This is a genomic window from Bacillus litorisediminis, assembly GCF_022808645.1.
In the GTDB taxonomy this organism is placed as follows: domain Bacteria; phylum Bacillota; class Bacilli; order Bacillales; family JC228; genus Bacillus_BF; species Bacillus_BF litorisediminis.
This window is the reverse complement of sequence record NZ_JAKZKT010000073.1, coordinates 1-10,887: the sequence shown is the minus strand read 5'-3', so window position 1 is coordinate 10,887 and position 10,887 is coordinate 1. Positions and strand designations below refer to the sequence as shown.

Genomic DNA, 10,887 nt, shown 5'->3' with positions numbered 1-10,887 from the left:
GATTTTGCCTCCGGCTTCCTTCAGATTCCACCTCACGATGGACACCCTTGCCTTTAGCTAACAGTTCCTACTGCCAAGCCTGTAGTGGACTTTCACCACCAAGTTATAGCCCATGCCGGGCGCACCAAAAAAAGCTAATCAGAATGCGTCTCTGATTAGCTTTGTCTTTATGAATATTGGTTTGTTTCTTCCCAATCTGAATATAATCCGCTGCCGTTGCATCCTGGGCAATCATAAAAATTCGTATGGAGAAACTCATTTAAGGCAACCATGCTTAAACCGCTGCCCCGGCAATCCGGACAAAGTCCTTTTGCCTGCATTTCTTCCACTCTTTTCTGGTATCGGTCATTTTGCCATTGTGAAAAACGACTGAGTAAACCCATTTGTACTCACTCCAACTGCATTTTTATATAGTATGTCAATATTAAAATTTTTTATTCTGCTATTATCACAAAAAAATATATGTCCTCGTCCATTTTTAATAGTTTTCCTTGCCTTGAGGACAATCCTCCATATAGTATAAATTAAGCTTATTACATTATTAAAAAGAAGGTTTTACATATGAAAAGGTTTTATACAATTGGAATGGCAGGGCACATAGACCATGGGAAAACAGCTTTAACAAAGGCTTTAACGAATGTGGATACAGACCGATTAAAAGAAGAAAAGGAAAGAAACATTTCAATTGAGCCAGGCTTTGCCCCTTTTATTAATAATGAAGATTTACAAATTTCTATCGTAGATGTTCCAGGGCATGAAAGGTTTATCAGGCAAATGATTGCAGGTGTAGCAGGGATTGATCTTGTTATTTTAGCAGTGGCAGCTGATGAAGGAGTGATGCCGCAAACAAGGGAACACCTATCTATTTTATCCTTCCTGGGAATTAAGAAAGGAATTATTGCAATTACAAAAGCGAATAATGTGGAACCATCACTGTTGGATTTAGCTAAACAAGAAATTGAAAGCGAATTGAGAGGGACTTCCTTCGAAAATGCCCCTTGTATCTGTGTGGATAGTTTAACTTTTCATGGAATTGAAGAATTAAAGAACACTATACTTAATGAAATAACACAGATAATTCCAAAAAGCAATCGTGGAAATTTCCGCTTGCCGATTGACCAGGTATTTTCAATAAAAGGGCAAGGAACTGTAGCAAGAGGTACAATCTTTAATGGCGAAGTGCAGTTTGGTCAGGATGTATGGGTTTTGCCGCAAAAACGGAAAGGAACGGTTCGTTCGATTCAAGTTCAGCATCAAACCGTTGAAAAAGCAATTGCGGGTCAAAGAACGGCACTCAATCTATCCGGCATCTCCCGTGATGAAATCAAGCGTGGCAATGTAATTGTTACTAGCTATGAATCATTTCCAGTTACTCAAACAATCGATGTTTCCTTAAAGTTTGTTCAAAATCTAAAGTACCCTATTAAACAGAGAATGCCCGTTACTTTTCATGTCGGGACATCAGAAGTGATGGGTACCATCGTATTTTTTGACCGTAACGAAATCATACAAGAAGAGCATGAAGTTCTATGTCAAATTCGGCTGAATGAACCCATTGTAGTCAAAAGAGGCGATGCCTTTATCATAAGAAGACCAAGCCCTGTTGAAACAATTGGAGGCGGATGGATTTTGGACCCTTTTGGCAAAAGATATAAATTCGGAGATCAAACGATTTCGGCGCTTGCTTTAAAAAAAGAAGGGAAGGTTGAAGAAAGGATTATGGCCCTTCTGCAGGAAAATCAGGTATTATCCGTGACAGAATTAGCTACTCTGCTTCATATAGATGCGGAAGAAGTCAACCAAACCGTAAGTAATTTTCCATGCTTTCAACGGACTAAATCTGGTGCAATCACTTTAGTTGAGTTTATGGAAAAGGCCATAAATAGATTATCTGGTCTGCTTCAAAAGTTTCATACAGAGTTTCCGATGCGGATTGGATTCGATAAGGCACGACTTCTGCAGGAGTTAGATAGTGAATTTTCAAAAGATCTGATCGAATCGGTACTCGAAACAGACCATTTTACAAGGGTTAACCAATTTATTAAAGTGTCTCTTTTCCGACCGCATATACCTCTTGATATAAAATCTCAAGCGAACCAATTGTTGCACTTGCTTGAACAGGATGGCTATCGAGTAAAGCCTATCGATGAGTATGGTCAGGTTCTTGGGATTACAGGTTCGACATGGAATGAACTGTTGAACTTTTTAGAAAGGGAGAAGCATATTATTCGATTAAATGAAAATCTGGTGTGGAGGGAGGACATTTATAATCAGGCCATTCAAAAGTGCAGATCTGCCTTTCCTGTTGCATTTACGATTGCAGATGCAAAAACTATTCTTCCTTTATCCAGAAAGTATCTAATACCATTTCTTGAACTGCTGGATGAGAAGGGTATTACAAAAAGAATGGAAAATAAGAGGGTCTGGCTTGACAAGCTAATCCAAAAGGCTCATTTTTAGAATTTGTACAAGAACAGATGTTCTAAAAGTGGATTTTTGTGGTAAACTAATAGGTAGTAGCTGAATATTTCAAGGGTGGTCGGCTTACCCCTTTTTGAAAGGGGGTGATGCCTATGACAGTTTTCGAATCATTAACTTTAATGATTTCGTTTGCGTCCTTAATGGTCGTGATGCTGTCTTTTTCTAATAAAAAATAGACCTCCCTTGAATTGGTAAGAGGGTAGAGGTCTATTTTCGTCTAGTAGGCCGATCTTCCTTCGAAAATCAGCTACTCAAAGCCTCAGGGTGTTCCCGCACTCTGAGGTTTTTTGATTGAGTTAGTTCAAATAAACTCATTATAGTATATGAGTTTATCTTACTATATGTGTTTTGAAAGCTTATTATGTGGTTTCTGTTTATAATGTACCACAAAATCCTATCAATTCAAACTTTCCTATCGTAATTTTGTAAAAAATTCCTTCAAATTTCCTACATTATTCTACAACATGTATGTAAGAACGGTTGTTTTTTTCTTTTACACGCCCAATGACAGCTGCTTGTATAGGTGATCGCTCATTATACCGTTCAACATATCGATAAGCCTGATCCTCGGGTAAAGAAATTAATAAACCTCCAGATGTAATCGCATCACAAAGGATCAGCTGATCAGTTTCAGTAAGTTTCGAATCATAGGAAACGATAGGCTCGAGCCATTTATGATTGGATTTAGAGCCGCCTGGTATGACTCCTTGTTCGGCTAATTCTTTTGTTCCATTTAAAATCGGAATCTTTTGGTAAGAAATTTCTAGTGTTACGTGACTGCCTTGTGCCATTTCACTGGCATGCCCCAGTAAGCCAAAACCAGTTACGTCTGTTACGGCATGTGGCTCGAAATTCGCGAGAATCTCCGCCGCTTTTTTATTTAAAGTTGCCATTATCTCTGTTACTTCTTGTTCTTGTTGTTTTGTTACGGCATTTCGTTTGATGCCTGTGGTTATAATACCTACGCCAATGGGTTTGGTTAGGACAAGCAGATCTCCAGGCTTAGCCCCTGCATTACGCCATATTTTATTTGGATCAATAATCCCTGTAACAGAGAGTCCGAATTTAGGTTCCTGGTCGTCGATAGAATGACCGCCAATTGTTGTAGCCCCAGCTTCTGTAACTTTATCATTGGCTCCTTTTAAAATTTGCGCCAGCAATTCCGCCCCTAATTTTTTTATTGGATAGCCGACTATATTTAAAGCTGTTTTTGGGGTAGCCCCCATTGCATACATATCACTTAAAGCATTCGCAGCTGCAATTTGCCCGAAGTAATAAGGATCGTCCACAATCGGAGTAAAGTAATCAATGGACTGCACTAAAGCCAAATCTTCTGTAAGCTGATAAACTCCAGCATCATCTGAAGTTTCCGTTCCCACCAAAAGGTTTGGATCTGATTTTGATTCAGGTAAAAGACGCAAAACTTGCGCCAAGTCCTCAGGACCAATTTTGCACCCTCAGCCAGCTTTAGTTGAAAGAGTAGTTAATCGAAACTTTTCTTGTTCTTTCACCTGACGCACCTCCTTTCATTTATTATACTTTAAAATAACTTTGTTAGTAATGAATCCAGCTCTCGAAAAGGGATACATGTCTCTTCAACATGCTATAATGATGTTAAATTTGTACAGAAAAGCGAGGCTTTATGATGAAAGAATGGTTACGTTCCATTCCTCCTATACATGAATTACAAAAGAACCCTCAATACATGCAAATAGCAGATGAATATGGGATCGATTCTAGTTTAGTTCATGATGCTCTAACAAATTGTTTAAATCAGATCAGAACGCAATTGCTGCATGAAATCTGGCGAGGGCCAACACCCGGATCTAGTGATTTTTTAAAACAGGTTTGGTCAGATGTAAGAAATCAAGTAAGAGAGCAAATAATGCCCCAACTGAAAAAGGTTATTAATGCGACGGGAATTGTACTCCACACCAACTTTGGCAGAGCTCCTTTAAGCAAGGATGCAATTGATCATATTTTACAAATAGCATCCTCGTATTCAAATGTGGAATATAACCTTAAAGAAGGGAAAAGAGGTTCTAGATATGATGTAGTTGAAAAGATTCTGACAAAGCTCACTGGCAGTGAAGCAGCCATGGTTGTAAATAATAATGCAGCAGCCGTTTTTTTAATTCTGCGGACATTAGCACAAGGAAAAGAGGTCATCATTTCTCGCGGCCAGCTTGTAGAAATTGGAGGCTCTTTTCGGGTATCTTCCATAATGGGGGAGAGCGGGGCTATTTTAAAAGAAGTTGGAACCACCAATAAAACACATTTTCAGGACTATCAGAAAGCTTTATCTGATGATACAGCAATGATTATGAAGGTACATACCAGTAATTTTAAAATAATCGGATTTACGGAAACTGTTCCCGCGGAAGATCTTATTACTCTTAAGGAACAAAATCCTGAGCTTATTGTTTATGAGGATTTAGGAAGCGGGGTCTTATATGATTTTCGGGAACATGGTATTGGAGAAGAGCCTACGGTCCAATCAGTCATAAAAAGTGGAGTCGATCTTGTTTCATTTAGCGGAGATAAGCTGCTGGGCGGTCCACAAGCGGGGATTATTGCAGGAAAAAAAGTTTATATCGATCAGATAAAAAAACATTCGCTTGCACGGGCATTCCGTGTAGATAAGCTGACATTAGCAGGTTTAGAGGCAACGCTATTACATTATGTAACTGGAAGTAAAGGTTTGAAAGAAATTCCGGTTATCCGAAATATTTTAATGTCAAAAGAAGAAATCTATGAGAGATCCCTTACATTTATCCGCTTATTTAAAGAAAAATTGCCTGAATTTCATATCAGCATAAAAGAAAGCTATAGCCAGGTCGGAGGAGGGGCTATGCCTGATGTTCAATTGGAAACGTATGTGGTGACAATCAGACATGATCGGTTACATGCACATTCCATAGAAAAAAAACTGAGAGAGGCTCCGATACCAATCGTTGCTAAAATTCGAGAGGATGAAATTCATCTGGATTTAAGAACGGTACAGGAAACTGAATATCAGGAAATTATAAAGGCGTTCAGTTTACTAGCAGAGCTTTAAAAAATCACTGCGAAGCGCGGTGATTTTTTATTTTAAAAAAGGAATTTGCCTGAATATAGAGAATTATAAGAAATGGGAAAGGGAGTGAAATATTGAAAACATTAATATCATTATCAAACAGAATGATGCAGCGTTACCTGCCAGACCCGTTGATTTTTGTATTTATTTTAACATTAGTCGTATTTTTATTGGGTCTAGCTGTAACACCTGCATCGCCTGCGGAAATGGTGAGATATTGGGGAGGAGGCTTTTGGGGGCTTTTAACCTTTGCAATGCAAATGGTTCTAGTCCTTGTAACAGGACATGTACTGGCAAGCAGCCCGATTATTAAATCACTTTTAGGCAAAACTGCTACTCTTGCCAAAAGCCCAGGCTCAGCCATTGTCCTCGTAACCCTTGTATCATTAATTGCCAGCTGGATTAACTGGGGATTTGGACTGGTGATTGGAGCTTTATTTGCGAAAGAACTGGCAAAACGGGTAACTAATGTGGATTACCGTCTTTTGATTGCAAGCGCTTACAGCGGGTTTGTTATTTGGCATGGTGGATTTTCGGGCTCGATCCCGCTTACGATTGCAACGCCAGGTCACTTTAGCGAAGATATTATTGGCGTCATTCCTACCAGCGAAACCATTTTTGCACCATATAATTTAATCATCATCGCTGCGATTTTTATCGTTTTGCCAATCTTAAACCGTTTTATGATGCCTTCAAAAGAGGAAACCGTAACGGTTGATCCACAGCTTCTTGAAGAATCCTTGCCTGCGGTTGCAGTTGAGCAAAACAAAAAACTGACACCTGCTGAATGGTTAGAAAATAGTCCAATCGTGTCAGTCGTTGTATTTATTCTTGGTTTATTTTTCATTATTTTCTATTTTGGTGACAGCGGAAAGTTAAATTTGGACATTGTAAACTTTTTATTCTTATTCTTAGGGATATTATTACACTGGAGACCTAAAAACTTCCTGCAGGCAGTTGCCAATGCGGTAAAAGGAGCTGGTGGAATTATCATCCAGTTTCCTTTCTATGCGGGAATCATGGGTATGATGACTGCATCTGGTCTGGCTGTATGGTTTGCGGAAATTTTCATTCAAATTTCAAATGAAACTACTTTTGCTCTTTTTACATTTTGGAGTGCAGGAATTGTCAATATCTTCGTTCCTTCTGGCGGAGGGCAATGGGCTGTACAAGCTCCAGTTACATTAGAAGCAGCTACTTCTTTAGGAGTTCCAGCTGCTAAGGCGGCTATGGCTGTGGCATGGGGTGACGCTTGGACTAATATGATTCAGCCATTCTGGGCACTGCCAGCACTAGCGATTGCCGGTCTAAAAGCTAAAGATATTATGGGCTTCTGCGTGATCGTCTGTGTGGTTACTGGAGTCATTATTTCGCTTGGTTTATTATTGTTTTAACGATAGAAGGGTTCCGAAAACGAGGAACCCTTCCTTATTACATGTCATGATGTGAATTATGTTTTTGTCGTGTATGGTTGCGATTTTTTACTTTATGGGACCCGCTTAATGGCCGGGGTTGTCCAGGATGATCTCCTTTTGGAGCATTTTTGCGCATATCTTTGCCATCATTTCTGTTCATTTTCTCCTCCTCCTTTACCCATAGTGTGAAACCTTCTTTTATGAAATATTCAAATACGGACAACATGAATACTCTTCCTTTTGCTTTTACATACTAATCGAAGAGAAAAGGAGGAAGTATGATGCCTTATCATAAAAATAAACAGCAAGCCTTTCAAGCTGCACAGCAAGGATATGAACAAGCAAAAGATGCCTATTTAGAAGCTGTCAAAGGCGGCTCAGATTTTGGCCATGAGTTAAAGCATTTAAAACAAGAAATAAATGAAGCCTATCAGCAAATTGAAAATGCATTAGAAAATGCCAGTGAACATCAAAGAGCTCAATTAGAGAAATATAAGCAGGAATTAAACAACTACCTGCAAGAATTTAGCAGTGAAATGAATTCTACAGACATTCATAAATTTTAAAACCAGGCATCGAAGCCTGGTTTTTTAAGTATTATTTATTTTTCTTTCTCTTTTTATTAAATTGCTTTTGTTCTTCTGTTAACGGTTCATTAGAGATTTCTTCGTTGTAGCCCGCACCTTTGCCTTGAGCTTTTGCTGCATTCATACCTGGTCTTATATGATTTGCTCTGCGTTTCGCCATCACTGCACACCTCCTGTATGTTAGTTTTACCAGTCAAGTACATGGCTACTGAATATAAAAAGTGGTATGATTTCCAACTGGTGTTTGTAATTGGTAATGTAGAACAGAGCTGGACAAAGGATTATAACATTGAAACATGATAAGATAATCTTATAAGAAACTATAACTTTATCGATATTTACTTATATTTAAGGTTGTATTAAGATATTAGATGGAAAAGTCGCAAATTGTAACTTTTCGACAATTACGTTAAACTATTAACGGATTTTGTACAGAGGGGGAAATACAATGGCGAAACATGATGTTTTTAATGCCCGTTCTTCTTTTGAGTTGAATGGCAAAAAGTATCACTACTATCGTCTTGCTGCTCTTGAAGAAGCGGGAGTAGGTAATGTCTCTAAGCTTCCTTTTTCTATTAGAGTGTTACTTGAATCTGTGTTGCGTCAAGTAGATGGACGTGTTATTACAAAAGAGCATGTTGAAAACTTAGCAAAATGGGGAACACCTGAGCAAAATGATGTTGATGTTCCTTTTAAACCATCTCGTGTCATATTGCAAGACTTTACAGGAGTACCTGCAGTTGTAGATTTAGCATCTCTTCGTAAAGCAATGGCTGACCTAGGTGGAAATCCTGATCAAATCAATCCTGAAATTCCTGTTGACTTAGTTATTGACCACTCCGTTCAAGTTGATAAATACGGAACTCCAGATTCCTTAAAAGTCAATATGGATCTAGAATTTGAACGAAATGCTGAACGCTATCAATTCTTAAGCTGGGCTAAGAAAGCTTTTAATAACTACCAGGCTGTTCCGCCAGCTACTGGGATTGTTCACCAAGTAAACCTTGAATACTTAGCAAATGTTGTACATGCCGTCGAAAACGCTGACGGTGAAATTGAAACATATCCGGATACTCTAGTTGGTACCGACTCCCATACAACTATGATCAACGGTATTGGCGTGCTTGGATGGGGTGTTGGCGGTATTGAAGCTGAAGCTGGAATGCTTGGCCAGCCATCTTACTTCCCAGTTCCGGAAGTAGTCGGAGTTAAATTCACTGGTGAACTTCCAAACGGTGCGACTGCAACGGACCTTGCGCTTAAAGTAACACAAGTGTTACGCAAGCATGGGGTTGTCGGCAAGTTTGTTGAATACTTTGGACCAGGGGTTTCTACATTGCCGCTTGCAGATAGAGCAACGATTGCCAACATGGCGCCTGAATACGGTGCGACTTGCGGATTCTTCCCGGTTGACGGTGAAGCATTAGAATATCTTCGTTTAACAGGACGCAGTGAAGAACAAGTCCAGCTTGTTGAAAAATACTGCAAGGAAAATGGTTTATTCTTCACTCCTGATGCAGAACCAACATATACAACTGTAATCGAAGTGAATTTATCAGAAATCGAAGCAAATCTTTCAGGTCCTAAGCGTCCTCAAGATTTAATTCCGCTTTCTGCAATGAAAGAATCATTTAACAATGCATTGACAGCTCCAGCTGGAAACCAAGGCTTTGGTTTAAGTGAAGAGGAAGTAAACAAAGAAATTACCGTTAAGTTTGAGTCTGGCGAAGAAGTCAGCATGAAGACAGGTGCAGTAGCGATTGCCGCTATTACAAGCTGTACGAACACTTCTAACCCATACGTAATGTTAGGTGCTGGACTTGTTGCGAAGAAAGCCGTAGAAAAAGGCCTTGCAGTTCCTAAATACGTAAAAACATCTTTAGCACCAGGATCTAAAGTTGTTACTGGCTACCTTAACGATTCTGGCTTACTTCCATATCTTGAACAACTAGGCTTTAACCTGGTTGGTTATGGATGTACAACTTGTATTGGTAACTCAGGTCCACTTGCTCCTGAAATTGAAAAAGCTATTGCTGAAAATGACCTTCTTGTTACATCTGTTCTATCAGGTAACCGTAACTTCGAAGGACGTATTCATCCATTAGTCAAAGGTAACTACCTTGCATCTCCACCGCTTGTAGTGGCATATGCCCTTGCAGGTACAGTGGATATCGACCTGCAAAATGATCCAATCGGTCAAGATAAAGATGGTAACGATGTATTCTTTAAAGATATTTGGCCTTCTTCTGAAGAAGTAAAAGAGGCTGTTAAGAAAACTGTTACCCCTGAATTGTTCCGTCGTGAATACGAGCGTGTATTCGATGACAACGAGCGCTGGAATGCAATCGAAACTAGCGATGAGCCACTTTACACTTGGGATGAGAATTCTACGTATATTGCAAACCCTCCGTTCTTTGAAGGGCTTTCTAAAGAACCAGGTGAAGTAAAACCACTTAGCGGTATGCGTGTAGTAGGTAAATTCGGCGACTCTGTAACAACTGACCATATTTCTCCTGCTGGAGCCATCGGTAAAGATACGCCAGCTGGTAAATACTTGCGTGAAAAGGGAGTCGAAATCAGAGACTTCAACTCTTACGGATCTCGCCGCGGAAACCACGAAGTTATGATGCGCGGAACATTTGCGAACATCCGTATCAGAAACCAAATCGCTCCTGGCACAGAAGGCGGTTACACAACTTACTGGCCAACTGGCGAAGTTATGTCAATTTATGATGCATGTATGAAATACAAACAAGATGGCACTGGCCTTGTGGTTCTTGCTGGCAAAGACTACGGAATGGGATCTTCCCGTGACTGGGCTGCTAAAGGTACCAACCTGCTTGGCATTAAGACGGTTATTGCTGAAAGCTTCGAGCGGATTCACCGTTCTAACCTTGTATTAATGGGTGTTCTTCCACTTCAATTCAAGGAAGGCGAAAACGCTGAGACTCTTGGTTTATCTGGTAAAGAAACGATCGATGTTCAAATTGATGAAAATGTAAAACCGCGTGATATTGTAAAAGTTACAGCAACAGATGAAGATGGAAACAAGAAGGAATTTGAAGTTCTTGTTCGCTTTGATTCTGAAGTTGAAATTGACTACTACCGTCATGGCGGTATTCTGCAAATGGTATTGCGCAATAAGCTTCTTGGAGCTTAATGTAATAAAAACCCCGTACTGTTTAGTGCGGGGTTTTTTTGTTGTATAAATGAAAACCATACGCTAGGCGTATGGTTCCGGAAAGCTTATAGCGATGTATTAAAAAAAGCCCACTCCTGGTGTTACAATAAATTTTGGTTCGCCAACCAAATTTATGTAACAAGGAGG

At 39.6% G+C, this 10,887-nt stretch carries 10 protein-coding genes; 6 read left to right on the top strand and 4 right to left on the bottom strand.

Annotated features, from left to right (window positions below):
• Positions 1–167 precede the first annotated feature (167 nt).
• On the bottom strand, positions 168–383 hold the full coding sequence (locus MLE14_RS21040) for a methionine aminopeptidase (protein ID WP_243300372.1): 216 nt from the start codon (positions 381–383) through the stop codon (positions 168–170).
• Positions 384–561: 178 nt separating this feature from the next.
• On the opposite strand from MLE14_RS21040, the gene selB reads away from it, so the two are divergent.
• Both selB and MLE14_RS22815 read left to right on the top strand, forming a co-directional pair.
• Positions 562–2,460, top strand: coding sequence for a selenocysteine-specific translation elongation factor (selB, locus tag MLE14_RS21035; RefSeq protein ID WP_243300371.1), 1,899 nt, complete (start codon positions 562–564; stop codon positions 2,458–2,460).
• Positions 2,461–2,567: 107 nt separating this feature from the next.
• Positions 2,568–2,657 (top strand): putative holin-like toxin, encoded by a 90-nt coding sequence (locus MLE14_RS22815; protein WP_390629355.1) that lies wholly within the window; start codon positions 2,568–2,570, stop codon positions 2,655–2,657.
• A 276-nt stretch (positions 2,658–2,933) separates the two neighbouring features.
• Here MLE14_RS22815 and selD read toward each other — a convergent pair whose 3' ends face one another.
• Positions 2,934–3,992: a selenide, water dikinase SelD gene (gene selD, locus MLE14_RS21030; protein ID WP_390629353.1), complete on the bottom strand. Its 1,059-nt coding sequence runs from the start codon at positions 3,990–3,992 to the stop codon at positions 2,934–2,936.
• Between the two features lie 134 nt (positions 3,993–4,126).
• Here selD and selA point away from each other — a divergent pair, with 134 nt between their 5' ends.
• Both selA and MLE14_RS21020 read left to right on the top strand, forming a co-directional pair.
• Positions 4,127–5,539: an L-seryl-tRNA(Sec) selenium transferase gene (gene selA / locus MLE14_RS21025; protein ID WP_243300369.1), complete on the top strand. Its 1,413-nt coding sequence runs from the start codon at positions 4,127–4,129 to the stop codon at positions 5,537–5,539.
• A gap of 92 nt (positions 5,540–5,631) precedes the next feature.
• Entirely contained in the window at positions 5,632–6,951 is a 1,320-nt protein-coding gene (locus MLE14_RS21020; protein WP_243300368.1) for a short-chain fatty acid transporter, read from the top strand.
• A gap of 37 nt (positions 6,952–6,988) precedes the next feature.
• Here the strand turns inward: MLE14_RS21020 and MLE14_RS21015 are convergent, their stop codons facing one another.
• Positions 6,989–7,132, bottom strand: coding sequence for a small acid-soluble spore protein P (locus tag MLE14_RS21015; protein ID WP_243300367.1), 144 nt, complete (start codon positions 7,130–7,132; stop codon positions 6,989–6,991).
• Positions 7,133–7,253: 121 nt separating this feature from the next.
• On the opposite strand from MLE14_RS21015, the gene MLE14_RS21010 reads away from it, so the two are divergent.
• On the top strand, positions 7,254–7,538 hold the full coding sequence (locus MLE14_RS21010) for a hypothetical protein (protein WP_243300366.1): 285 nt from the start codon (positions 7,254–7,256) through the stop codon (positions 7,536–7,538).
• Between the two features lie 31 nt (positions 7,539–7,569).
• Here the strand turns inward: MLE14_RS21010 and sspO are convergent, their stop codons facing one another.
• Complete coding sequence (gene sspO / locus MLE14_RS21005; RefSeq protein ID WP_243300365.1) at positions 7,570–7,719, bottom strand: small acid-soluble spore protein O; 150 nt, start codon at positions 7,717–7,719, stop codon at positions 7,570–7,572.
• A gap of 288 nt (positions 7,720–8,007) precedes the next feature.
• Between sspO and acnA the strand changes: the two genes are divergently transcribed.
• Positions 8,008–10,719 (top strand): aconitate hydratase AcnA, encoded by a 2,712-nt coding sequence (acnA, locus tag MLE14_RS21000; protein ID WP_243300364.1) that lies wholly within the window; start codon positions 8,008–8,010, stop codon positions 10,717–10,719.
• Positions 10,720–10,887 lie beyond the last annotated feature (168 nt).